We start from the raw sequence: 23,983 nt of genomic DNA on the forward strand, positions 1-23,983 counted from the left end.
CGCGGCTCCACGCTCCCCATAGCGTCGCATCCTGCACAGGGATGACGCACATACAGGTGAGTCCCGTTCACAAACCGACCACAAGTTGCAATCTGAGCGTACGAAAGTGTGGTGCGAACCGGTCGCAACCGTTGCATGCCAGACCGCTGTTGTGACCGCCCGGCCGACGACGGCCGGAGTTCAGTCCATACGCCGTCAGTCCATCCGCCGTGGCATACCCAACAGTCCGCTCTCGGCGTCCGTCGGTCGCGTCGCCACATACTGACGGTCGCGGTCGCCGCACCACAGCGTCACTCCGTCGTGCAGGGTGGGCAGCGTCTCGACGTCCCCCCGCGGCAGTGCCACCGCGCGGCCTATCTCCGCTGCCTCGTCCGGAGACACCCGCTGGATGCCGACGAGCCGCGCCTGCCGCATGAGGCGCGGCGCGACCGGACTGAGGTACGGCAGCAGCGTCAGCACCGTCTGCCACGGACCCGAGACCACGCGCCCACGAGGCGGACGCATACCGCAGTCGCGCACCACCAGAACCGGCTGGCCCGCCGACGCGCCCTGGGGCGGCACACGCCCCACGTCGTACACCGACATGCCGTTCTGGCCGCCACCCATGGCGTGCACCAGCTGCATCCAGTGCTGGGACCGCCCCGTCTCCACGGCGACGCGTGCCCCGGTCGCCGCCGCGCGCAGCGCGATGACCTGAGTGGTCCACAGGCCGCCGATCAGCACGACGTCGTACGGGGTGGGCCGGGTCAGCCCGAGTACGGCATGCCGGCCCTCGCCGTCCACGCCGATGACGACGCCGTCGTCCCCGATCGGCAGTGTGAGCGCGTCCAGTTGTTCGACCGGCAGAGTGTGCCGTCCGTGCCGAGGGCCCGCCAGGCCGAAGCCGCTGCGCAGACGCCCGCGCAACCGCTCGCCGGCGGAGGGACCCGGTCCGTCGTTCTGACCAGGCACGCCGGGGGAGCCGTACGCCCCCTGGGCGGGAATCGTGGTGTTGACGGTCAACGGGCACCCCCGAGAGGCAGAGTGGCGAGCATGCCGGGCAGCTGTTCGCGGTCGAGCCGGGCCAGCCCCGCGCCCTCCTGCCGCGCCGCGTGCTCCAAGGCGTGCCGTGCGGCGACCAGTTCGTCATCGCTGCGCCCCGTCACCCGCAGATGACCGGTGAGCGACACCTGCCGCCGTTCCCCGGTGCGCAGGGTGAGGCAGAACGTGCTGGCCAGCGCGGGCACGGCCGTCAGACGCGCGATCAGTTGATGCAGTGAGCCGGTGGCCCCTGAGAGTTGCGGCCACCGGCGTATCCAGTACGTCGTATGCCGGCGGTTGTCGCAGCGCCAGCTTCTGCTGGACTCCTGGGTCCGCCGCGGCGGTACCTCGGCTCGGGCCGCCTCGGCGGTGATCAGGGGATTCGCGCAGGCGGAGGTGGAGACGGCGGCGATCAGCTCCTCCTCGTTGAGCACGGTGGCACGGAATCCGGCTCCGGTGAGCCGGCTGGCCAGATGGTCGGCGACGCGCACGACGCACTTCTGCGCACCGACGAGTCCGCCTCCGCGCGCGGCCACGGCCTCGGAGCACCGCTCCGGGTCCAGCTTGAGCGCGATCCAGGTGATCCGCACCGCGGGCGCACCCGTCTCGGCCTGCAGCGGCGCGTAGTTGCTGACGGCCACCGACTGCTGGGGCAGATGTATCGCGGGGGAGGGCTGGGTGTGCAGCACGATCTGCGCCGACTCCAGCAGGATCCCGTCCACCTCGAGTGCGTCGCGCACCAGCCTCAGGGGGAGCGGCTGCCGGTTCCGCTCACCCCGCAACGCCGTCGCATCGGCCTCGACATGCAGTACGGCCGTCACGAAGGTGCCGTCCCCCACGATCCCGACGGGCCGGCGTTCCTGCCCGCCGTACTCGTATGTCCGCAGCGACGGATCGCACTCCACGGCGGGCGCGAACCCCGGTTCGGTGCCGGGTGGCGCGGCGGCGACCTGCTTGTTCCGCGCGCGCAACGCCCGGGCCGTACCCAGCCATTCGGGAAGGAAGCGACCGCGACGGCGCACAAAGGCGAGCAGGACGAGCGCGAACGCGACGACGCCCGCCGGCACCAGGGCCATGGGGGAGATGACCCATCCCACGAGCACGACGGCCACGGCGAGTTCCAGCAGCACAAGCCGTTGCAGCCGGAACGTCCCGGTACGTCCACCGCTCGCCCGGAGGTGCAGGGCATCCGGCGGCTGAGAGCCGCCGGAGCGCGACTGAGCGGCTCCTGGCTCCGGACGGGCGGTGCCCTGGACTCGATGCCGGTCCCGGTTGCGGGACCGCGTTGCGGAAGCCATCACTCCAACCCCCCGATATGCCCACGTCTTTCCCGAATTCCCGCACTGAACGGGGCCTTTGAAGGCCGGGACACCCTACCCGCTCCCATGATCGGTGCGGATACCAGGCATAGTAGGGGGCCGGTCTGACAACGGGAGCGGGGACGTCCGGGCCGCCCCGGGACCGCTGGGTGAATTACGGGGAGAGACACGCACAGATGGCATCTCGGCGGGATCAGCTCAACGCCTACACCTTCGCGAAGCGCCGCATGCTCGCGGCGTTCGTCCAGTCGTCCCCCGACGGATCGGAGGAGGGAGCGCCCCGGCCGCTGCGCGCGGTGCTGCCGAGCGCGGTCGTCGGGGTGGTCGTGATGGCCGTGTTCGGAGCATGGGGCATGTTCCGGCCGACGGCGCCGCAGGGGTGGGACGCTCCCGGCGAGAAGGTGATCATCGCCAGCAAGTCCACCACCCGCTACGTCATCCTGAAGACCGATGGCAAGGCCGAGTTGCACCCGGTCCTCAACATGGCGTCGGCCAAACTGCTTCTTGACGACGGCAAGGGCGACGTGGTCACCGTCGACGAGTCGATCCTCGACAGCGGCAAGATCCCGCACGGGGTCACCATCGGCATCCCGTACGCCCCGGACCGGCTTCCCTCCGACAAGGAGGCCGGCGGCGCGAAGCGCTGGGCCGTCTGCGAGCGTCCGAGCCCGGGAGGCAGGGCCATTCAGAAGGCGGCGTTCGTCCTCGCCTCCCGCGACATGGACAAGGCAGAGGGCGCCCAGAAGCTGCACGACGGCGACCTGATGTACGTCTCCACCACGGACGACAAGCAGCGGTACATCGTGGACGCGCAGGGCACCGCGTACGGAGTCGACAAGCAGGACGAACTGCTGCTGCGCACCCTCGTCGGCGCGGGACGGCAGCCGCAGACGGTGTCCCAGCAATGGCTGGACACCCTCCACTCGGGTGATCGCATCGCCTTCCCGGAGGTGGACGGGCAGATCGGATCCGACGCCGCGGTGCCCGGCAGTCTGCCCGCCGGGGCCGACAAGATCGGCATGGTCCTCAGGGCTCCCAACGGGGACGGCGAGCAGTACTACATCGTGGAGAAGGGCAAGGTCGCCCCTGTCTCGGACTTCACCGCCAAGCTGCTCCTCAACAGCAAGGGCATGGTCGGCCTCGGCCAGGCAGGAAAGGCACTCGACGTGAGCGCAGGCGCGTTCGAGCCCAGCGCGACGGTCTTCTACGGGGACCGCAAGTGGCCCACCCTCATGCCGAAGGCCGTGAACGACGCGGCCATCACCGCGGGCAGCCGCAACACCGTCTGCAACGTCCTGCGCGGCGTCAACGCGAAGGACGGCTCCACCACGCTGAGCACCTGGGCGGGCACCGACTTCCCCGCGACGCTCCCCACCGGCTCCTCCAGTGCCTACGTCACCCCCGGCTCGGGCGAGCTCTACCGTCAGTTCCAGGGCAAGGAGACAACGGTGGGCGGGGAGTTCCTGGTCACCGACACCGGCCTGCGCTACGCCATGCAGTCCAACGCCGACAGCGACTCCACCGGAGCGGGCGTCGGCATGACGGCCACGAAGCGCAAGGAACTCCGGCAGGAGGCCCAACTGGCGCAGAGGCGCTTGGGGTACGCCCAGGTGGACCCCAGCCCGATCCCGGCGGCCTGGTCCACGTTCCTGCCGACCGGCCCCCGGCTGTCGACCACGGCGGCGAGCCAGCCGCAGGGTTCCTAGGGGGAACGGAATGCCGTACGCGCCTTCGTCCCACATACTCCGCGGCGCGGCGATGACGGCCGCGGGCCTGATCACCGTCACGGCCTCGGTCGCGCTCGCGCCATCCGCCGCGGCGGACTCCGGGGACTCCTTCTCCGACCAGTGCACCTTTCCCAACAAGAAGTACCCGGGCCGCCCTTGGGCCCTGCAACGTGTCCTCCTGGACGAACTGTGGAGCCAGTCCAAGGGCAAGGGCGTGAAGGTGGCCGTCATCGACACCGGAGTGGACACCAAGAACCCGCAGCTCAAGCACGCGGTCGACGCAGCGGCCGGGGCCAACTTCCTCCCGCCGAAGAACCACAAGGGCGAGAAGCTCGACGGCCGTCCCACGACGGACACGGTCGGTCATGGCACCCGGGTGGCCGGCATCATCGCCGCCCGCCCGGCCGCGGGAACGGGCTTCGTCGGCCTGGCGCCCGAGGCGACGATCATTCCCATCAAACAGAACGACGCGGACGGCGACGGCACCGCGGACTCCCTGGCCAAGGCGATCCGTCACGCGATCGGTGCCGGGGCCGGCGTCATCAACATCTCCCAGGACACCGCGAACGCACTTCCTCCGGACACGTCACTGGAGCAGGCGATCGACGAGGCGCTGCTGCACAAGATCGTGGTGGTCGCGTCGGCGGGCAACGACGGCCTCGACGGCAACGACAAGCCGACCTACCCGGCCTCGTACAAGGGGGTCCTGGCGGTCGCCGCCTCGGACCGGAACAACGAGCGCGCGTCCTTCTCCCAGTCCGGCGAGTGGGTGGGGGTCGCGGCTCCGGGCGTCGACATGATCTCCACCGTTCCCCTGGGCGGCCACTGCTCCGACAACGGTACGAGCTTCTCGGCGCCGTACGTCGCCGGGGTCGCGACACTGATCAAGGCGAAGCACCCTACGTGGACCCCGCAGGAAATCGTCGCCCAGATCGAGCAGACCGCGGAACGCTCCGTCGCCGGCCACGACCGCCTCGTCGGGTGGGGCGTCGTCGATCCCGTCCGCGCCCTCACGGACGACGACCATCCGATCGAAGCGCCCGACCCGCACGAGGGCCTCACTCAGGCAGAGGCCCCCACTCCCGCCAAGCTCCAGCTCGGCGAGACCGCCGATGAACGCAACGCCCGCCTCGCCACGTATGTCGCCGTGGGCGCCGCGGTGCTCGTGGCGACCCTCGGCGGAACGGCGGTGGCGATCCGCGACGCCCGCCGCAGGGGGAGGCGGGTCACCGGGGCGGGGTAGCGGTGTGTGGCGGGCTGGCTCGCGCCACCATATGCGGTGCACGACTGCCAAGATTTGATTAAGCCGTAGCACAGTTGTCCCATAAGGGAGTTGGGGCTGTCAGTGCGAGTGACTACAGTGGTGCTGTTGCAAAGATGAACGTTCGAGGGCGCGCAGCCGCCCCGAGCGAGCGACACGAACGGGGAGCGGGGGATACACATGGTGCCTGAGGACCTGAGGCGCGGCCTGGAGGCGCTCAAGACCTTCAAGTCGCAGGTGGAGGACGTGCTTTCGACGTTCGAGGGTTCGCCTGGCAGCTCGTCCAAGGTCGCCGACCACACCATTGCCAGAGCGTCGTTCAGCGGTGCGGGGGCCTTCGCCGAGGCGGCCGGTCTCCACACGGCGTACGAGCGGGCGCATGCGCAGGTCACGTCTCTCTCCCAGACGCTGGGGCTGCAGATCGAGGCGCTCCAGATCGCCGTGCACGGCGCCGACATCGGCTTCGACAACCTTGACGAGGAACTCCGGCGGCGGTTCTACGAGATCGGCTCGGAGCTGAAACAGCACGCCGACAAGACGCGTTCCGACGACAAGCAGTCCAAGGCGGGGTACTAAATGGGCGAGAAGGGTCAGCCGCAGGACCCGCACGAGGCAGAGTTGGGCAAGGCCGACCAAGAGGTCGCCCTCAGCGACGCTGTCATACTCATGACCGGCGCACCCGTGATCGGGATCTGCGGTCGAGGCGTGGGTTTCGGCAAGACCTCTTTCGAGAATCATCGCCTGAACGACATGATCGACATGGTCGAGTCGGCGCAACCTGATCATCTGGAAAGCGCGGCCAGTGCCATGTGGGCCGCCCGGGACGCCATCACCACGGCCGCCACCACGCTCCATGGCCACATAGGGAACGTCGACTGGCAAGGCGAGTCGGCCAATTCGTTCCGTGACTGGGGCAAGAACCTCGTCGACACCGCGCACAGCCTCGCGACCTACGCCGACAACGTGGGCACGCACATCATGGCCGCGGGCGCCGGCCTCGCATCGGTCCGCAAGTCGATGCCGCCACGCGACGACAGGCTCTTCGCCAAGGGTGTGAACGACTTTCCGGTGGTGGAGCGGGTCGCGACCAACACCGAATACCAGGCGGCGTCCAAGGTAGAGGCACACCGGCAAGAGGCGATCAACCAGATGATCCGGTTGTCGTCGTACTACGCGGTGTCGGAGGGAGGGCTCGCCACGCAGCAGGCGCCTACGTTCGACACGTTGCCGAATGTGGGGGTGCCGGCGCCGAAGGTCGACGGGAGGCAGGAGCCTCCGAACGGGACAACTGGGCGCAGCCATCTCCCGGCTTCCAGCTCGATCGCACGCGAAGCGGGAACCACGCTTCATCAGTCCGCGGACACCGCAGGAGGCGGGCATCCAGAGGAGACTCTGGAGCCTTCGAAGCACCTGCACGACACCGGTACGCCTCCGAACCAGCACGTCGGTACGCACATCGACGGTGTCGGCACTCTCCCGCCTGCGGCTACGAAGCCGACGACCATCGTCACACCGCCGACCTCGACCAACCCTGGCGGCGGCCCGGTTCAGACGGTACCTCCCTTCACGACGGGCCCGGTGCCTCCCACGGTGGGCGCGCCCTTCGGGCGTACCTCGGGAGACGGCAGCGCGCGAGGTCTCAGAACCCCGGTCTCCGGGCGTGCCTCAACTCCTCCCGGTGAGCTGCCGGAAGAGCCTGTCGGGCGCGGGCCTGCCGGACGCGGACCCGTGGGGCCGGTCGGACGGACTGTTTCGCCAGGCTCGGAGAACGTCCGCGGACCCGCCTCGACGATGGGCAAGCCGCCTGTGGGACGTAGCGTGACGGGCGGAATTCCGAGGGCTGCCGGGGAACCGATTGAGCCCATCGGCGGAAGAGGCGTGACGGGCGCCGCGCGCACTGGTGGTGTGGTGGGCGGGAGGCCGTCTGTGGGAGCCGCGACGGAGGGCGCGACCGGTTCCAGGATTCCCCGAGGCACCGTGGTCGGCGGCGAGGAGGTCGTGCCAGGCTCTCCCAGGACGGGTGCACGGCTCGGCCAGGGACGTGTGATCGGTGGTCAAAGCGCCATGCCTGGTTCTCCCAGGACGGGTGCACGGCTCGGCCAGGGACGCGTGATCGGTGCACGCGCGGAGGCGAAAGCGGGCACAGCAGAGACTTTGGGCCGACCCGCAAGAGCCGAGGACGGCGTGGTCGGTGCGCCCAAGGGCAAGGCGTTCGGAATCAGGGACCGTGGGCTCACCGGAGCCGAGACCAGCCCCGAACCTGGACTCATCGGCAATCGGGGCTCTGCACGGACCGAAAGCATGGGGCAGTCCCGCGCCGGGCGATCGGCTCAAAGCAAGAAGAAGACATCCCACAAGGAACAGCGCGACGAACAGTCGCCGACCGACTGACCGAACAAACCAAGGACGTAGAAGAAGCATGTTGTCAGGGAGCAGGAGACTGATGGCCACCGCGCTTTCGGCGCTCGGCGCCATGGTGGCTCTGTCGGTGGGCCTGCCCCCGACTGCATCGGCCGATGATGTTCAGTCGCAGCAGTGGTATCTGTCGGCGATGAAGGCAGACCAGATGTGGAAGGTGAGCACTGGCGAAGGCGTGAAGGTAGCCGTCATCGACACAGGTGTAAATCCTTCGACACCGTCCCTGAAAGGGCAGGTGCTAACCAGCGACGTGCCGAGTTCAGTCTCGTACGCAGCGACGAAGGACTACGTCGGCCATGGAACAAGCATGTCGGAGATGATCGCTGGCACAGGCGCCGACGGCGGACTGAAGGGCCTGGCCCCGGGGGCGAAGATCGTGCCTTTTCGGGGCACGACGAAGGGTCTGAGCAAGGCCGAGGAAAAGAAGACTCCCAGTTTGGCCGCGATTATCAGGGCGGCCGCTGACACAGACGCCAAGATCATCAGCATGTCCATCGGCAGCGAAAGCAGCTCTCCTGAGGAGGAGGCGGCGGTCAAGTACGCACACTCCAAGGGGAAGCTGATGTTTGCCGCTACCGGCAATGATGCGGCGACCGAAAAGCAGACCGTCCTCTATCCTGCGGCATACCCCTACGTGGTCGGCGTGGCCGCATCGGACAAGACAGGCACCGTCGGTAAGTTCTCTCAGTACGGCAGCGCGGTCGATCTGGCAGCCCCCGGCCTCGACTTGCCCACCTGGTGCGACGCAAAGTTCACCTCGTATTGCCCCCATACGCAGGGAACCAGTTCCGCTACCGCCATCGCCTCCGCCTCCGCCGCTCTAATCTGGTCCGCGCACCCCGACTGGACGGCCAACCAGGTCCTCCGCAGCCTGATCGACACCGCCGGGCGTTCCTGGCCCAAGGACCATCCCAGCAATTACCTCGGCTATGGCCTGGTCCGGCCCCGCATGGTGCTGCAGAACGGCAGCTACAACCCCGGCCCTGCCGGCACCGACCCGCTCGCCAAGGAAGACGCGCTGGACCCGGAGGGTTCACCCTCCACCTCTGCTTCAGCCACGTCACAGCCCTCGAAAACCACTGCAGACGGCGGGACTTCAGCGGCAGGATCAAGTGCGAAGTCCTCCGGCAGCTCGACGACGTGGGTGGCTGTTGGAGCCGCCGCGGCCGTGCTGGTGATCGGCGGCGTTGCCTTCGTGGTCGTTCGTTCGCGGCGACGCGCATGAAGACCCGCCCCTGACCACAACCGTATGCGCCGTCACTGGGCGGCGCATGCACACCGAATCAAACCAGCGTCTTGCGAAAAGGAGTGCACGATGGCTGATAGCCGCAAGTTTAGTGATGCGCATGCCCAAAAGCTGCAGACGGAGGTGGTGGGCAAATTCGAGTCCATCAAGTCGCAGCTCAGCAAGCTCCAGGGGATCATCGACTCGCTCGAGGGCAACTGGAAGGGAATCGGCGCGAACGCGTTCAACAACAAGCAGGTCGAGATCAACGAGCACATGGGCGCGATCGGCAAGATGCTCATGGACTTCGTCGAGAACGTTCAGCTGACCAAGAAGGACAAGCAGGAGCTCGAGAGCGAAATCCACTCGACGATCGGAAAGATCGAAGTGCAGTCGGCGCTCCAAGGCTACTGACAGCACCGAGCGGTACCCGGACCTCCCGACTGTGAGGTCCGTTCTCAGCCATCCAAGGAGAGGAAGAAATGAGCCAGTCAGACCCTGGAGAGCTCGCAGTCCACTACGGCACCCTGGACGCCGCCGCCACGGCCCTCGGTGCCCAGGCAGCGATCCTTGAGCAGGACATCGCCGATCTCAAGAAGGCCATCCTCCATGTCGCCGAGGGCTGGAGCGGCGAGGCCTACAACGCCTTCCAGGCGAAGTCGGCGCAGTGGGACAAGCACGCCAACGCGATCCACGCCGCACTGGTGGACATCGGCCACAAGGTCCATGCGGCTCACGGTGACTACCACGGCCACGACCTCAAGGCGGCCAGCTACTTCCAGTAAGCCGGATCAGTGAATCGAGCCAGGCCGAGCGAGGCAGGCTGACACCGCGGGGTGGGTACGCACGGGAGGTACCCACCCCGCGGTGTGTCATCACCATATTCCGGAAGGGCCGTCATTCTTGAGCAAGTCCGCAGCGGTTGGGTTGGCTGCCGTTGCGCCTGGGTGTCATCGATGACGAGTGAGGCGTCCGCGCAGCCCAGGTGTGTGATGACGTAGTCGCGGACCGCGTCACGCAGCCGGTCGGCGTCCCACACCGATCCATTCAGCAGCCACTGCATCCCGTCCGCGGTCACATGCCCGGCACGTTCCGGCAGCGTCCAGCCGTTCTTCTTCGGCAGCTCCGCCGGCAGCCCCTCAATGAACTGCGCGAACACCGCCGGAGGCTCCGGCCGGTTGAACAAGTACCGTCACACCCAGCATCATGCCCGGTCAACGCCATCACGCAGGCTCCGTCACAAGATCTCCGGCCGAAGTACCTGCTTCAGCAGGGCAAAAAATGCGATTCACGCTCTTTCCGGCCGATTGCCTGCCGGTGGGAAAAATGGCACGGATGGACTTGTCTGCGTAAAAGGACGCCGTCAACTCGCTCTTTTTAGTAAACTTTGATGGGTAGTCGCTCCTTCTCGCGTTCCCTTGGCGTTCGACCGTGCGTACAGTGACAAGGCGCCGTCGGAATTCCGTAATCACACCGACGGCCGATGTCGATCCCAGGTGCGCATGTCTACTTCATATTCCTCTCCGTTCGATGGCTACGACCGGAATCTGACACCGCCCGCCGAGCGTCCGAAAGCACCGATCGAACCGGACGCGGAGGTACTCGTCCCGGCACACCCGCGGTACGCCGCGGATCCAGGGCGCCGCCCCGCGATAGGTTTCGAACTCCTCCAGGGGGCCGACGGAAACCCGGTGGCGGTGGCGTTCACCAGCCCCGCGAAGCTGGTCGCCGCGCTCGGCGACGCGCAGCCGTGGGTGGCGGTGCCCGTCGGATGGTTCGCCCGGGCGATGCACGACAACGGGCTCGGCCCGGTTCGCGTGGACCCGCAACTCCCGCCCGGTGTACGGGTCTGGAGCGACGAGGACGTCAGAACCTACACGGAGGCAGTTCAGTGACCGACCTGAAAGTCGTGACGTCGGACGTGACAAAAATGGCGTCCACGTTTCACACGGAGGCCAAGTCCTACGCGAAACTCCACACCTCCGTGAGCCCCGCCGTCGCAAAGTCGGGCGATGACGGTCTTGACCACACGATCCGGTCGATGATGGACGCGATCTCCGGTCTGCATGCCAGACTCGCCGGCCGGATCGAGGAGCACGGGGATCTCCTTGACGCCGCGGTCAAACACTTGACGCACGGCGACATCGACGTGCACGGGCTTTTCGAAGACCTGATGGGATAGCGAGACGGGGGACACAAGCTGTGACGGATTCCTGGGTGGGCGGCGACATCGACGGTCTGGCCGCCATGGGCACCGCCCTCACCGGTGCCAAGGAGCACCTGGACGACATCGTCAAACCGCTCAGCGAGGGAGTTGACAAGCTCGTCAAGGACGCGGGCTGGCAGGGCGAGGCCGCCGAGAAGTTCGAGGCCGCCTGGACCAAGGACGCGATCACCGCCGGCGGCTTCGCCGAACTGGTGTACGCGGTGGGTAAGGAGCTCACCGACCTGTCCACCAACCTGTCCTCGGCGAACACGGCACTGCAGAACGCCGCCCATGTCGCCCAGAAGAAGGGCGTGTCCACGGGGCCGAAGGGGGAGCCCATCCCCCTCGCGACGAACAACCCGCCCTCCGGGCAGGAGCAGCAGGCAGCAAAGGACAACAACGACTACGCCACCCTCTACGCGGAGCTGATGCACCAGGCCCAGCGTGCCCGGCTCCTCGCCGCCAAGCGCATCGGCCAGCTCTACGCCGAGATCGACCCCAGCGAGCCGATGCAGAAGGGCGACAAGATCGTGGTCGCCGACTACCTGCGCGGCCTGTGGACCGCTGGGGCGGAGGGCGACCGGGCGCTCGGCCTGGACATGGCCGACGACATCAAGCACGCCCAGGAGGAGCACGACAAGGCGCTGTCCGCGCTGAAGGACGAGGAGGCCAAGTTCCGGACGGCGGACGCGAACCTCCCCAAGGCGTTCAAGCTGCGCGGGGAGTGGCAGGCCGCCGCCGACCAACTCGACAGCCTGGAAGGGCGGCTGGCCGGGCTGGAGAACGGCAGCTCCCATATGCCGTACGACCGGTTCCTCAATTACAAGATGGCGGACGTCCTGCGCGGCAGTGAACTCGCCGAGGGCGCTCCCCGGTTCCTCAAGGAGATCCCGGTCATCGACGTCGCGGCCACGGTGGCCGTCGGCGGTCTGGAGGCCAAGCAGGACCACGACGAGGGCTGGTCCTGGGGCCACTCGGTGCTCGTCGACGTGGGCGGCGGCCTGGTGGCCCTGGGTGCCGGTGTCGGTCTCGCGGCCTCGATCCCGGTGGACGGGGTGGTCGCCACGGCCGCGGTCGGCGGCGCTGTCGTCGTCGGAGTGGGAACCTTCGCCGACAAGCTGTTCCACGAGCACTGGAGCGAGGACTGGGACGACCACGGCGCGGTCGTGGGCACGCTGTACGGCATCGGCCACTCCGGGGCCCAGGCGTGGCACACGGGCGAGGGTATGGTGACCGGCACCGGCCACTGGATCGGCGACAAGTCCAAGGCGCTGTGGCACAAGATCTTCTGATGTTGGTGGGGACGACATGAAAAGTACGGCGGACGGCGTCCCCGGGGAGCAGGTGGAGCCGTCGGCGATTCCGCGCCTGGGCACCACCTGGTTCGACCGGGGCGCCGGGTACTGGCTGCGCCGGATCGCACATGGCTGCTTGCAGCTCGCCCTGCTGCTGTTCGCAGGGCTTGTCGCGACCGCCTTCTACGCGGGGTTGTGGAAAGCGGTGGGTGTGCCCCGCTCCGCACGTACCGCGGTGTACGCGGTGACGGCGGTCGCCTGCCTGCTCAGCCTCGTCGCGGGTTTCGTGCGCACCCGGCGCGCACCGGTGGAGATACCCACCCCCGAACAGGCATGGCGGGAGCACCGTTCCCGGCAGCGCAGGAACGCCGCCTCGGCCGTCGGTGGCCGCTGGACGCTGCTGCTCCTCGCGCCCGTCCTGCCCGCCATCGTCGCCTGGGCGATCGGCACCTGGGCCGCCCCGGCGCTCGCGCGCCGCACCGCCGCCGAGATCGGCGCCCGAGAGGACTACGAGCGCAGGGTGCGCGAGCAGGAGGAGCGGGCCGAGGCCGCCCGGCCGCTCCCGCCCCGCAACCGGGCCGAGCGCCGCCACGGACGCCGCTGAGCGCGAGCCGGGCCGGTTGCCCAACCCGTCAGCGCCGCCGCCCAGTTGACCGGCTCGCGCACCCCGGCGTACGCCGAACCCTCCGCACCCGGCGGCCCTCGGTCCACACCATCCGGCACTGCCTGGCGGCCACCGACCTTAACCGCCGCCACCCTGAGGCCGCGTCCGCTGATCACATCCGACGCGGCCCCACGCGCTGTCAGTAGCTCTTCTCCGGCATGAGCCCCGTCTGCACCAGCGACTTGCCCCGCCGCCGTGAGGCGAAGACACCCCGTCCCGCCGGCATGGGCCGCGGCCGGACTCCGCCGAGGAGGTCCCCTTCGCCCGGGTCTCCGGCCAGCACCACGCCCTGTGAGCCCAGTTCGGTCATCCGCTGGAGGAACGGCTCGTACGAGGCTCGCGACGCGCCCGCCGTCGAGCGGGCGAGGATGAACCGGACTCCGACGTCACGGGCGAACGGCAGCAGCTCCGTGAGCCCGCTCAGCGGATTCCCGCTGGAGGTCGACACCAGGTCGTAGTCGTCCACCACGACGTACACCGTCGGACCGGACCACCAACTGCGTTCCCGCAGTTGCTGGGCCGTGACGTCGGCCGTGGGCGTGCGCCGCTCCATGAGGTTGGCCAGAGCGACCATGTGATGGTCCATCGCGTTGGACATCGGGATGTATTCCGCCAGATGCGAGGCCGGGGTCACATCCAGCAGGGACCGGCGGTTGTCGACGACGAAGAACTTGGCCTCGTCGCCCGAATACCGGTCCGCGAGCTGAGTGATGAGCAGCCGCAGCAGGTTCGACTTACCCGACTCGCTCTCGCCGTAGACGATGAAGAAGGGGTCCTGCTCGAAGTCGACGAAGACCGGTTCGAGGTTCTGCTCGTCGAGGCCGAAGGCCACCCCCTGCCGTGGAAGGCTGCCTCCTGCCGGCAGCTCCTGCGCGGGGAGCTCGCGGGGGAGCAGCCGGACCTTTGGAGCCCCGGGCGCCTGCCAGTGCCGGGAGACCTCCGCGGCCAGAGCCGTTGTCGCGTCCGCCAGGTCCGTGTCGGACGTCAGGCCGTCGATCCGCGGTACGGCCGCCATGAAGTGCAGCTTCTGCGGTGACACACCGCGTCCTGGCACGCCTGCGGGAACGTTCGCCGCGACCTTGCGGTCGATCTCGGAGTCCATCGTGTCGCCGAGCCTCAGTTCGAGGCGGTTCATCAGATGGTCCTTCATGTTCGCCCGGACCTCCATCGACCGCGACGCCGTCAGGACCAGATGGATGCCGTAGCCAAGACCTCGCGCAGCGATCTCCAGGACCGCCGGTTCCAGGTTGTCGTACTCCGTACGGAAGTTGCCCCAGCCGTCGATCACCAGGAACACATCACCCCATGGCTGGTCGGTGACCGAGATGTCGCCGCGTGCCCGCCGGGTGCGGAAGTCCGCGATCGACGGGATGCCCGAGGAGCGGAAGTACTCCTCGCGACGCGTCAGCACGCCGTACACCTCGGACACCGTGCGCCGCACCTGCTCCGGGTCCAGACGCGACGCGACACCGCCCACGTGCGGCAGCCCCGACAGCGACGCCATGCCGCCACCACCGAAGTCGAGGCCGTAGAACTGCACCTCGTACGGGGTGTGCGTGAGCGCGAAGGAGCAGACCAGCGACCGCAGCAGCGTCGACTTCCCGGACTGCGGGCCGCCGAGGACCTGCATATGGCCCGCCGCGCCCGAGAAGTCGGCCCACAGCGGGTCACGGCGCTGTTCGTACGGCTTGTCGACCAGACCGAGGGGAACGACCAGCCGGCCCGCGCCCTCGTACCGGGGCTGGGTGAGCCCACGTCCTTCGACCGCCGTGAGCCCGGGCAGCAGCCCGTCCAGCGACGGCGGGCTGTCCAGCGGCGGCAGCCACACCTGGTGGGCCGCCGGGCCCTGCGCCTCCAGGCGGCGCACGATCACATCGAGGACGGTGTCCGCGAGCGCCTCCTCGACGTCCGGCGCCTGGGTGCGCTGCTGCGGCACCGGAAGGTACCGGACGGGCACCTCGGCCGCCGTGAACAGCACCGGCCTGCGGTCCAGGGGCAGCGGCCCGCTGTTCAGTGCAGCCCGCTGCGAGCCGGAGCGGTACACACCGGAGACGTAGGCCGCCTTGAAGCGCACCATTTCGTCCGTGCCGAACTTGAGGAAGCCGGAGCCGGGGACGTTGGGCAGTTCGTACGCGTCCGGCACGCCGAGCGCCGCGCGCGACTCGGCCGCCGAGAAGGTGCGCAGACCGATGCGGTACGAAAGGTAGGTCTCCAGGCCGCGCAGACGCCCTTCCTCCAGGCGCTGCGAGGCCAGCAGCAGATGGACGCCCAGGGACCGCCCGATGCGGCCGATCTGCACGAACATCTCGATGAAATCGGGCTTCGCCGTCAGTAGTTCGCTGAACTCGTCGATGACGAGCACGAGGGAGGGGATCGGCTGCAGCGGGGCGCCGGCCGCTCGCGCCTTCTCGTAGTCGTGGATGTTGGCGTAGTTGCCCGCGTCACGCAGCATCTCCTGGCGGCGGTTGAGCTCACCGCGGATGGAGTCGCCCATGCGGTCGACCAGCGTGAGGTCGTCCGCCAGGTTGGTGATCACGGCCGCCACATGGGGCATCTGCGCCATGCCGGCGAAAGTGGCGCCACCCTTGAAGTCCGCGAGGACGAAGTTCAGGGTCTCGGAGGAGTGCGTCACCGCGAGGCCCAGCACCAGGGTGCGCAGCAGCTCCGACTTTCCGGAACCGGTGGCGCCCACGCACAGGCCGTGCGGGCCCATGCCCTCCTGCGCCGCCTCCTTGAGGTCGAGCAGAACGGGCCGGCCGTCCTCGCCGACGCCGATGGGCACTCGGAGCCGCTCGGACATCCCGCGCGGGCGCCAGGTCCGCTTGGTGTCGACGGACGCCGCGTCCCCGAGGCTCAGCAGATCGGTGAACTCCAGGTTCGCCAGCAGCGGTTCGCCGTCGTCACCTCCCGAGGCGACCCGCAGCGGGGCCAGCTGCCGGGCGAGCGCCTCGGCGGACTCGTACGAGAGCGTGTCCGGAGTCCCCTCGTAGACGAGGCCGGCCGACGACTCCAGGCGCAGCGAGTGAGGTTGTACGACGATCGCCAGATCGCCTCGCGTGCCCGTGAGCGTTCCCGGGACGATCTCGACAATGGTGACTCCCTGCAGTCCCTCGGGGCCGGCCAGGACGGAGTCGGGCGGCAGGGAGACACCGTCGAGGACGATGACGACATGCGGTTGCTCGGGAAGTGGAGCCGCGTCGGGATGGAAGCGGGGGCGGCCGGTCAGACGAGTGGCCAGCAGGATTTCCAGGTCGCGGGCGTCATCGCTCATCAGCCGGCGGGATCCCGTGCCGTCCAGGGCGTCCGCCGCCTGCGCGTGGGGCAGCCACTTGACCCACTCCCAGTGCGGCAGGCAGTCCTGTCCCGCCGCGACCGCGAGGACCAGGTCCTCGGGGGAGTGCAGGGAGGCCAGCGAACCGGCGAGGGCGCGCGCGGACGACCGTACGGACTCCGGGTCGCCGCTGATCGTGACGTGGTAGAAGGCGCGCAGGGACACCGCCATCGGCAGATCGTCCAGCGTGCTGTGGACGGCGAGGAAACGCTGCATCGCTCCGGCCGTCAGCGGCTCCAACTGCTCCACGGGACCCGTCTCGGCGGCGGAGAGCTGTGTGGCCAGCGTCTGCGGGCCGAGTCCGATGCGCACTTGGGCGAAGTCCTCGTCTCCAGGCCTGCGTTCCCACACGCGGCTGCCCTCGGCGACAAGCGCCCACAACTGCTCGGGGGATGGGTGGAGGTAGTACTGCGCGTCGCGCTGCGCCTTCGCGGTGCTCAGCGCCGTGCTGCGGGTCTGTTCGAGATAGCGCAGATAGTCGCGCCGCATATCGGCCAGTTGGCCCTGCGACCCGCGGCGGAAGCGGACCACCATCGCGATGGACATGCCCACCGTCGAGGCGATCATCACCATGCCCATGATCTTCATGAACGGTTGCCCGCTCGTGAAGAAGAAGACCACCGAGCCGCCCATGCCGAGCGTCGGCAGCAACTGCATGAGGACGCTCTCCTGATGCCCGCGTGGCAACTCGGGCGGAGGCTGAAGAACGACATCACCCGTGGGCACTTCGGACGGCAGCGCCCTAGCCGGACGCTTCACGACGATGTGGCTCACTGCTCACCAAATCCCCTGCGGGCCGAGGAAGTTACGTCCGCCACCCCGTGTAAGGCGGACGCAGGCCGCCGCGTGATCCTACTGACCTCACCAGTGACGGGTGAGCGGTAGGGTGCCGGTTGTTCGCGTGAGCACACTTGAACGAGCCTGTGCGGTGGGCGATTCGCGCCGGATGTCGTGCCACGGCCCACGGACAGGGACGTGCGCGGGGCATACGGCGCCGTCCGCGCCGTCCCGGCGACACCGCCCAAGGACAGAGGGACAGCGGCACACGCACGCACGGGCACACGGGACTTCTGCGGCACAGACGCAGAACCACCACTGACACACAGCCATCATCGAGGGGGAGCACAAGGTGAGCACGACGGCCTCCACTGCCGCCGCGGGGGCGGCGGCATCCGCCCCGGGAGCGGAAACGGGGTTCGGTTTCTGCCGGGTCACGATCGTCGCCCCCGACAGCCGGATCGACGTGGCCCTGCCCGACGACATCCCGGTCGCCGACATCTACCCGGAGGTCCTGCGGCTCTCCCGGCAGCGCCCGGGCGAAGGCGCTCCGGTCGGCTATCACCTCGTACGCAGGGACGGGACCGTCCTCGACAGCTCCCGCTCCTTCGCCGCCCAGCGCATTCTCGACGGCGAACTGCTCACCCTGCGTCCCTTCTCCGAATCGCTGCCGCCCGCCGTCTTCGACGATGTCTCCGACGCGGTCGCCTCGGCGGTGACCCGTGACCGCACCCTGTGGCACGGCGACCTGACACGCGCGGCGGGCCTCGTCGGCGGGGGCGTGCTTCCGGCCCTGCTGGCGTTCGTCGCCTGGACCGCCGATCCCCGGCACGACATGCACAGCCTGCCGGGCATCCTCGCCGGCGTCACCGGTGTGCTCCTGATCGCGCTCGCCGCGGTACGCGCACGCGTCTACGACGACCGGGCCTCGGCCATCGCCCTGGGGCTCGGCGCCTTCCCGAACGCCGGCGTTGCCGGCTCCGGACTCCTCACCCTCGCCCACGGCCAGGGGCCGGGCAAGCTCCAGTTCCTGCTCGCCTGCACCGCGGTACTGATCGCCTCGGTGATCCTCACCCTGTGCGCACCGCGCGGGGACGGGCCCTTCGTCGCGTTCGTCTTCGCCTCCGCGGTCGGGCTGATCACGGTGTTCGTGGCGATACTCGCTCACTGGACCCCGACCCGGACGGCCGCGCTGTGCGCGCCCATCGCGGTGGGCGGCCTGGCCTTCCTGCCCGGACTGTCCATGCGCTTCGCCCGTATCCCCGTCGGCTTCGACCCCCCGAACGCGCCCTCGCCCACCACGTACGGCACCGACTCGGCCGCGCAGGAGCCGCCGGTCGACGCCGAGCGGATCGAGGTCCAGGCGCGCCGCGGCCATGAGCTTCTCGTCGGCCTGGTGGGCGGAAGCGCCCTGGTCGCCGTCGCGTCGTCGGCGGTGCTCGGCTTCTCCGACGGACTCTGGGCCCAGCTCCTCGCCCTCGCCACGGGCACCGGGCTGCTGATGCGCGCCCAGCTCTTCCGCTACACGGGCCAGGTGGCCGCCCTCCTGGCCGCCGGCCTCGGCTCCCTCGTCCTCCTCGGCCTCGGGCTGGCGCTCAACCCGCCGCAGTCGTTGCTGCGCGACGCCCTCACGGGGGACCGCACCGCTCTCGACATCCGCACGATCTGGCTCATCGCCGCGATCGCGGCGGCGGCGGCCCTCGTCACCACCCTCGGCCTCGTCGTGCCGCGCCGCGGTCTCAGCCCGTTCTGGGGCCGCTTCATGGAGATCGCCGAAGGCTTCGTGCTCCTGACCCTGGTGCCCCTGACGCTCGCCGTCTTCGACGTGTACCACGCGGTCAGGGCCATGACGAGCAGCTGACAGACGGCACGGAATGCGGAAGGGGGGCGTATCCACGCCCCCCTTCCCCGTTCCGCGCCCGAGTCACTCCGCGGCAAGTCCGCCGTTGCGCACCGTCGGTTCGAGATCGAACTCCCCGTCGCGGGCTCCCAGCACGAAGGCCCGCCACTCCGCCTCCGTGTACCGCAGCACCGTGTCGGGGTCGAGCGACGACCTCATGGCCACGGCACCCTCGGGCAGGTAGGCGATCTCGACCCGCTCCTCCTGGTCCTCCGTGCCCGGGGCGCAGTGCCACTCCACGCCCGAGATGTCCAGGGCGTACAGCTCGTCCCGCTCCCGCTCCTTGCGTGCCTTGACGTCCTCGTCCACTTCATCCGCCATGACGAAGCGACCCCTTCCCGACGTGGTGATGATCCGGCCGCTCACCCTACTGGCCGCACGGGCACCGGCCCGGCGGTTCGGAAACCGCGGCGAAGAGCGCCGCCGCCTCCTGGTACCCTGTGTGACGGCCGTTCGTGTACGCGCCGCCGGACCCCGTCCAGGCCCCTCAGGAGGCCGCCCACGGATCCGGAGGCCGCGCCCAGCGGATCCCCGCCACGCGAGTCACGGAAGTTCCCCTGAGGAGAAGACCAGGGGCGCTCGGTGGCACTCAGAAAAGACTACGAGGAGTACACGTGTCGCTCGACGCCGCCACGAAGAAGCAGATCATCACCGAGTTCGGCACCAAGGAGGGCGACACCGGCTCCCCCGAGGTCCAGGTCGCCATGCTGTCCCGCCGCATCTCGGACCTGACCGAGCACCTCAAGACCCACAAGCACGACCACCACTCCCGCCGTGGTCTGCTGATCCTGGTCGGTCAGCGTCGCCGCCTGCTGCAGTACCTGGCCAAGAAGGACATCCAGCGCTTCCGTACGCTGGTCGACCGCCTGGGCATCCGCCGCGGTGCGGCGGGCGCCAAGTAAGACGCCGTGAAGGGAGCGGTTCCCACGACAAGGGAGCCGCTCCTTTTGCTGTACGTGCGGACTGTCACTACCCCTTTGTAGTGTGGTAGCACAACGCCATACGCACGACGCAGTGTGAGGACCACCCGGACGACCCGGGTACCCCCTGCACACACCGAACGAGGAGAAGCGCACCTCGCCGCCGCCGGTCCTCGGTAGTGGCCCCCGGGGGAAAGCGAGCCCCGGGTGCTTCGATCGAAGACCGGCCCGCATCAGAAGGAGCGCTTCTTCGCCACCGTCCCCCTGTCACACGGGCAGTGAGGGACGAAGACGAGGAGAAAACGCTAGTGGAGAACGAGACCCACTACGCCGAGGCCGTCATCGACAACGGCTCCTTCGGCACCCGCACGATCCGCTTCGAGACGGGCCGCCTGGCCAAGCAGGCCGCCGGCTCCGCCGTCGCGTACCTGGACGACGACACCATGGTGCTGTCGGCCACCACCGCGTCCAAGAACCCCAAGGACCAGCTCGACTTCTTCCCCCTGACGGTCGACGTCGAGGAGCGGATGTACTCGGCCGGGAAGATCCCCGGTTCCTTCTTCCGCCGTGAGGGCCGCCCCTCCGAGGACGCCGTCCTCACCTGCCGCCTGATCGACCGCCCGCTGCGCCCGTCCTTCAAGAAGGGCCTGCGCAACGAGATCCAGGTCGTCGCCACGATCATGGCCCTCAACCCCGACCACCTGTACGACGTCGTGGCGATCAACGCCGCGTCCGCGTCCACGCAGCTGGCCGGCCTGCCCTTCTCCGGCCCGATCGGCGGCGTCCGCGTCGCCCTGATCAACGGCCAGTGGGTCGCCTTCCCGACGCACACCGAGCTCGAGGACGCCGTCTTCGACATGGTGGTCGCGGGCCGCGCCCTGGAGGACGGCGACGTCGCGATCATGATGGTCGAGGCCGAGGCCACCGACAAGACCATCCAGCTGGTCAAGGGCGGCGCCGAGGCGCCGACCGAGGAGGTCGTCGCCGCCGGTCTCGAGGCCGCGAAGCCCTTCATCAAGGTGCTGTGCCGCGCCCAGTCGGACCTCGCCGCCAAGGCTGCCAAGCCGACCGCCGAGTTCCCGATCTTCCTCGACTACGAGGACGACGTCCTGGAGGCGCTGACCGCCGCCGTCCGCCCCGAGCTGTCCCAGGCGCTCACCATCGCCGGCAAGCAGGAGCGCGAGTCCGAGCTGGACCGCGTCAAGCAGCTCGCCGCCGAGAAGCTCCTGCCGCAGTTCGAGGGCCGCGAGAAGGAGATCTCCGCCGCGTACCGCTCGCTGACCAAGACCCTGGTCCGTGAGCGCGTCATCAAGGAGAAGAAGCGCATCGACGGCCGCGGTGTCACCGACATCCGCACCCTGGCCGCCGAGGTCGAGGCCATCCCGCGGGTGCACGGCTCGGCCCTGTTCGAGCGTGGCGAGACCCAGATCCTGGGCGTCACCACCCTGAACATGCTGCGCATGGAGCAGCAGCTCGACACCCTCTCCCCGGTGACGCGCAAGCGCTACATGCACAACTACAACTTCCCGCCGTACTCCACCGGTGAGACCGGCCGTGTCGGCTCCCCCAAGCGCCGCGAGATCGGTCACGGCGCCCTCGCCGAGCGCGCCCTCTTCCCGGTCCTGCCCACGCGCGAGGAGTTCCCGTACGCGATCCGTCAGGTCTCCGAGGCCCTCGGATCCAACGGCTCGACGTCCATGGGCTCGGTCTGCGCCTCCACCATGTCGCTGCTGAACGCCGGTGTGCCGCTGAAGGCCCCGGTCGCCGGTATCGCCATGGGTCTGATCTCGCAGGAGATCGACGGTGAGACGCACTACGTGACGCTGACCGACATCCTCGGCGCCGAGGACGCGTTCGGCGACATGGACTTCAAGGTCGCCGGCACCAAGGAGTTCGTGACCGCCCTCCAGCTGGACACCAAGCTGGACGGCATCCCGGCCTCCGTCCTGGCCGCGGCCCTCAAGCAGGCCCGCGACGCCCGTCTCCACATCCTCGACGTGATGATGGAGGCCATCGACCGGCCCGACGAGATGTCCCCGCACGCTCCGCGGATCATCACCGTCAAGATCCCGGTCGACAAGATCGGTGAGGTCATCGGCCCCAAGGGCAAGATGATCAACCAGATCCAGGAGGACACCGGCGCCGAGATCACGATCGAGGACGACGGCACGATCTACATCGGTGCCGCCGACGGCCCGTCCGCCGAGGCCGCCCGCGCCACGATCAACGGCATCGCCAACCCGACCATGCCGGAGGTCGGCGAGCGCTACCTGGGCACGGTCGTCAAGACGACCACGTTCGGCGCGTTCGTCTCGCTGCTCCCGGGCAAGGACGGCCTGCTGCACATCTCGCAGATCCGCAAGCTCGCCGGCGGCAAGCGCGTGGAGAACGTCGAGGACGTCGTGGCCGTGGGCCAGAAGGTCCAGGTCGAGATCGCCGAGATCGACTCCCGAGGCAAGCTCTCCCTCATCCCCGTGGTCGAGGGTGAGGCCGAGGAGGCCGACGCGAAGGACGACACGGACAAGTGACGTCCCAAGGCTTCAAGGTGACGGCCCGCACCTCTTCGGAGGCGCGGGCCGTCGCCCGTACCCAAACCCTGATCAAGGGCGCAGGCGGCATCGGCACCGTCCGCAAGACCACCCTTCCGGGTGGTCTGCGCATCGTGACGGAGACACTGCCCTCCGTGCGCTCCGCCACCTTCGGCATCTGGGCACATGTCGGCTCACGCGACGAGACGCCCGCGCTGAACGGTGCCACGCACTACCTCGAACACCTGCTCTTCAAGGGCACGCAGCGCAGGAGCGCCCTCGACATCTCCGCCGCGATCGACGCGGTCGGCGGCGAGATGAACGCGTTCACCGCCAAGGAGTACACGTGCTACTACGCGCGCGTGCTCGACACCGACCTGCCGCTCGCCATAGACGTCGTCTGCGACATGCTCACCGGCTCGCTGATCCTGGAAGAGGACGTCAACGTCGAGCGGGGCGCGATCCTCGAGGAGATCGCGATGACGGAGGACGACCCGGGCGACTGTGTGCACGACCTGTTCGCGCACACCATGTTCGGCGACAACCCCCTGGGCCGCCCGGTCCTCGGCACCGTCGACACCGTCAACGCCCTGACCGCGGACCGCATCCGGCGCTTCTACAAGAAGCACTACGACCCCACCCACCTGGTGGTCGCGTGCGCGGGCAACATCGACCACAACAAGGTGGTACGCCAGGTGCGGGCCGCCTTCGAGAAGGCCGACGCCCTGTCGCGCACGGCCGCCACCCCCGTCGCCCCGCGCGACGGCCGTCGCGTGATCCGCACGACCGGCCGTGTCGAGCTGCTGGGCCGCAAGACCGAGCAGGCACATGTCGTCCTCGGCATGCCCGGCCTGGCCCGCACCGACGACCGCCGCTGGGCCCTCGGTGTGCTGAACACCGCTCTCGGCGGCGGCATGTCCTCCCGGCTGTTCCAGGAGGTCCGGGAGAAGCGGGGCCTCGCGTACAGCGTGTACTCGTACACCTCGGGTTTCGCCGACTGTGGCCTCTTCGGCGTGTACGCGGGCTGCCGCCCGAGCCAGGTGCACGATGTGCTCAAGATCTGCCGCGACGAGCTGGACCATGTCGCCGAGCACGGCCTGTCCGACGACGAGATCGCACGCGCCATCGGCCAGCTGAGGGGTTCAACGGTGCTCGGGCTCGAGGACACGGGCGCGCTGATGAACCGTATCGGCAAGAGCGAGCTGTGCTGGGGCGACCAGATGTCCGTCGACGACATGCTGTCCCGGATAGCGGCGGTCACCCCGGACGACGTCCGGTCCGTGGCCAGGGAGATCCTGGGACAGCGGCCCTCGCTGTCGGTGATCGGTCCGCTCAAGGACAAGCAGGCGTCCCGTCTGCACGACGCCGTGGCTTAGGGGTCTCTTTTGGATC

General features: G+C 68.9%; 20 protein-coding genes. 15 read left to right on the forward strand and 5 right to left on the reverse strand.

Annotation, left to right across the window (positions count from 1 at the left end):
- Positions 1-195 precede the first annotated feature (195 nt).
- Together ABZ845_RS28375 and eccE are read right to left on the reverse strand one after the other, a co-directional pair.
- Entirely contained in the window at positions 196-951 is a 756-nt protein-coding gene (locus tag ABZ845_RS28375; RefSeq protein ID WP_360985124.1) for a hypothetical protein, read from the reverse strand.
- A gap of 47 nt (positions 952-998) precedes the next feature.
- Complete coding sequence (eccE, locus tag ABZ845_RS28380; protein ID WP_360985049.1) at positions 999-2,318, reverse strand: type VII secretion protein EccE; 1,320 nt, start codon at positions 2,316-2,318, stop codon at positions 999-1,001.
- Between the two features lie 197 nt (positions 2,319-2,515).
- Between eccE and eccB the strand changes: the two genes are divergently transcribed.
- The 7 genes from eccB to ABZ845_RS28415 all read left to right on the forward strand — a co-directional run bounded on the left by eccB (position 2,516) and on the right by ABZ845_RS28415 (position 9,755).
- Positions 2,516-4,045 (forward strand): type VII secretion protein EccB, encoded by a 1,530-nt coding sequence (eccB, locus tag ABZ845_RS28385; RefSeq protein WP_360985052.1) that lies wholly within the window; start codon positions 2,516-2,518, stop codon positions 4,043-4,045.
- Positions 4,046-4,097: 52 nt separating this feature from the next.
- On the forward strand, positions 4,098-5,309 hold the full coding sequence (gene mycP / locus ABZ845_RS28390; protein ID WP_360985055.1) for a type VII secretion-associated serine protease mycosin: 1,212 nt from the start codon (positions 4,098-4,100) through the stop codon (positions 5,307-5,309).
- 198 nt (positions 5,310-5,507) lie between these two features.
- Complete coding sequence (locus tag ABZ845_RS28395; protein WP_360985058.1) at positions 5,508-5,903, forward strand: hypothetical protein; 396 nt, start codon at positions 5,508-5,510, stop codon at positions 5,901-5,903.
- Positions 5,904-7,718 carry a hypothetical protein gene (locus tag ABZ845_RS28400; protein ID WP_360985061.1) on the forward strand — a complete coding sequence of 605 codons (1,815 nt, stop codon included), beginning with the start codon at positions 5,904-5,906 and terminating at the stop codon, positions 7,716-7,718.
- 52 nt (positions 7,719-7,770) lie between these two features.
- Complete coding sequence (locus tag ABZ845_RS28405) at positions 7,771-8,970, forward strand: S8 family serine peptidase (RefSeq protein WP_360985064.1); 1,200 nt, start codon at positions 7,771-7,773, stop codon at positions 8,968-8,970.
- A 147-nt stretch (positions 8,971-9,117) separates the two neighbouring features.
- Complete coding sequence (locus ABZ845_RS28410; RefSeq protein WP_360985067.1) at positions 9,118-9,384, forward strand: WXG100 family type VII secretion target; 267 nt, start codon at positions 9,118-9,120, stop codon at positions 9,382-9,384.
- A gap of 68 nt (positions 9,385-9,452) precedes the next feature.
- Positions 9,453-9,755 carry a WXG100 family type VII secretion target gene (locus ABZ845_RS28415; RefSeq protein ID WP_360985070.1) on the forward strand — a complete coding sequence of 101 codons (303 nt, stop codon included), beginning with the start codon at positions 9,453-9,455 and terminating at the stop codon, positions 9,753-9,755.
- Here ABZ845_RS28415 and ABZ845_RS28420 read toward each other — a convergent pair.
- Complete coding sequence (locus ABZ845_RS28420; RefSeq protein ID WP_360985127.1) at positions 9,743-10,129, reverse strand: hypothetical protein; 387 nt, start codon at positions 10,127-10,129, stop codon at positions 9,743-9,745. The two genes, ABZ845_RS28415 and ABZ845_RS28420, sit on opposite strands and share 13 nt — an antisense overlap.
- 343 nt (positions 10,130-10,472) lie before the next feature.
- Here ABZ845_RS28420 and ABZ845_RS28425 point away from each other — a divergent pair, with 343 nt between their 5' ends.
- The 4 genes from ABZ845_RS28425 to ABZ845_RS28440 are packed head-to-tail and all read left to right on the forward strand — an operon-like array spanning position 10,473 to position 13,075.
- On the forward strand, positions 10,473-10,865 hold the full coding sequence (locus tag ABZ845_RS28425; protein ID WP_360985073.1) for an SAV_915 family protein: 393 nt from the start codon (positions 10,473-10,475) through the stop codon (positions 10,863-10,865).
- Positions 10,862-11,152: a DUF6317 family protein gene (locus ABZ845_RS28430; RefSeq protein WP_360985076.1), complete on the forward strand. Its 291-nt coding sequence runs from the start codon at positions 10,862-10,864 to the stop codon at positions 11,150-11,152. Before ABZ845_RS28425 ends, ABZ845_RS28430 begins: the two co-directional genes overlap by 4 nt.
- Positions 11,153-11,172: 20 nt before the next feature.
- A complete protein-coding gene (locus tag ABZ845_RS28435) occupies positions 11,173-12,468 on the forward strand; it encodes a WXG100 family type VII secretion target (RefSeq protein WP_360985079.1) in 1,296 nt (431 codons plus the stop codon).
- A 16-nt stretch (positions 12,469-12,484) separates the two neighbouring features.
- A complete protein-coding gene (locus tag ABZ845_RS28440) occupies positions 12,485-13,075 on the forward strand; it encodes a hypothetical protein (RefSeq protein ID WP_360985082.1) in 591 nt (196 codons plus the stop codon).
- Positions 13,076-13,274: 199 nt separating this feature from the next.
- Here ABZ845_RS28440 and eccCa read toward each other — a convergent pair whose 3' ends face one another.
- Complete coding sequence (eccCa, locus tag ABZ845_RS28445) at positions 13,275-17,240, reverse strand: type VII secretion protein EccCa (RefSeq protein ID WP_360985085.1); 3,966 nt, start codon at positions 17,238-17,240, stop codon at positions 13,275-13,277.
- Positions 17,241-17,595: 355 nt separating this feature from the next.
- On the opposite strand from eccCa, the gene eccD reads away from it, so the two are divergent.
- Positions 17,596-19,104 (forward strand): type VII secretion integral membrane protein EccD, encoded by a 1,509-nt coding sequence (eccD, locus tag ABZ845_RS28450; protein WP_360985088.1) that lies wholly within the window; start codon positions 17,596-17,598, stop codon positions 19,102-19,104.
- Between the two features lie 63 nt (positions 19,105-19,167).
- Here eccD and ABZ845_RS28455 read toward each other — a convergent pair whose 3' ends face one another.
- Positions 19,168-19,464: a DUF397 domain-containing protein gene (locus tag ABZ845_RS28455; protein WP_360985091.1), complete on the reverse strand. Its 297-nt coding sequence runs from the start codon at positions 19,462-19,464 to the stop codon at positions 19,168-19,170.
- A gap of 293 nt (positions 19,465-19,757) precedes the next feature.
- Here ABZ845_RS28455 and rpsO point away from each other — a divergent pair, with 293 nt between their 5' ends.
- The 3 genes from rpsO (at position 19,758) to ABZ845_RS28470 (ending at position 23,967) form a co-directional block, all read left to right on the forward strand.
- On the forward strand, positions 19,758-20,045 hold the full coding sequence (rpsO, locus tag ABZ845_RS28460; protein WP_020138875.1) for a 30S ribosomal protein S15: 288 nt from the start codon (positions 19,758-19,760) through the stop codon (positions 20,043-20,045).
- 326 nt (positions 20,046-20,371) lie between these two features.
- Positions 20,372-22,591: a polyribonucleotide nucleotidyltransferase gene (locus tag ABZ845_RS28465; protein WP_360985095.1), complete on the forward strand. Its 2,220-nt coding sequence runs from the start codon at positions 20,372-20,374 to the stop codon at positions 22,589-22,591.
- Complete coding sequence (locus ABZ845_RS28470; protein ID WP_360985098.1) at positions 22,588-23,967, forward strand: pitrilysin family protein; 1,380 nt, start codon at positions 22,588-22,590, stop codon at positions 23,965-23,967. The genes ABZ845_RS28465 and ABZ845_RS28470 overlap by 4 nt, the downstream gene beginning before the upstream one ends.
- Positions 23,968-23,983 lie beyond the last annotated feature (16 nt).

The sequence above is a fragment of the Streptomyces sp. NPDC047022 genome (genome assembly GCF_040644155.1).
GTDB lineage: Bacteria > Actinomycetota > Actinomycetes > Streptomycetales > Streptomycetaceae > Streptomyces.

Excerpts from the sequence above, each read along its gene's own strand:
- eccE (WP_360985049.1), bottom strand. The coding sequence starts at position 2,318 with ATGGCTTCCGCAACGCGGTCCCGCAACCGGGACCGGCATCGAGTCCAG.
- eccB (WP_360985052.1), top strand. The coding sequence starts at position 2,516 with ATGGCATCTCGGCGGGATCAGCTCAACGCCTACACCTTCGCGAAGCGC.
- mycP (WP_360985055.1), top strand. The coding sequence starts at position 4,098 with ATGACGGCCGCGGGCCTGATCACCGTCACGGCCTCGGTCGCGCTCGCG.
- ABZ845_RS28395 (WP_360985058.1), top strand. The coding sequence starts at position 5,508 with ATGGTGCCTGAGGACCTGAGGCGCGGCCTGGAGGCGCTCAAGACCTTC.
- ABZ845_RS28400 (WP_360985061.1), top strand. The coding sequence starts at position 5,904 with ATGGGCGAGAAGGGTCAGCCGCAGGACCCGCACGAGGCAGAGTTGGGC.
- ABZ845_RS28405 (WP_360985064.1), top strand. The coding sequence starts at position 7,771 with ATGGCCACCGCGCTTTCGGCGCTCGGCGCCATGGTGGCTCTGTCGGTG.
- ABZ845_RS28415 (WP_360985070.1), top strand. The coding sequence starts at position 9,453 with ATGAGCCAGTCAGACCCTGGAGAGCTCGCAGTCCACTACGGCACCCTG.
- ABZ845_RS28425 (WP_360985073.1), top strand. The coding sequence starts at position 10,473 with ATGTCTACTTCATATTCCTCTCCGTTCGATGGCTACGACCGGAATCTG.
- ABZ845_RS28440 (WP_360985082.1), top strand. The coding sequence starts at position 12,485 with ATGAAAAGTACGGCGGACGGCGTCCCCGGGGAGCAGGTGGAGCCGTCG.
- ABZ845_RS28455 (WP_360985091.1), bottom strand. The coding sequence starts at position 19,464 with ATGGCGGATGAAGTGGACGAGGACGTCAAGGCACGCAAGGAGCGGGAG.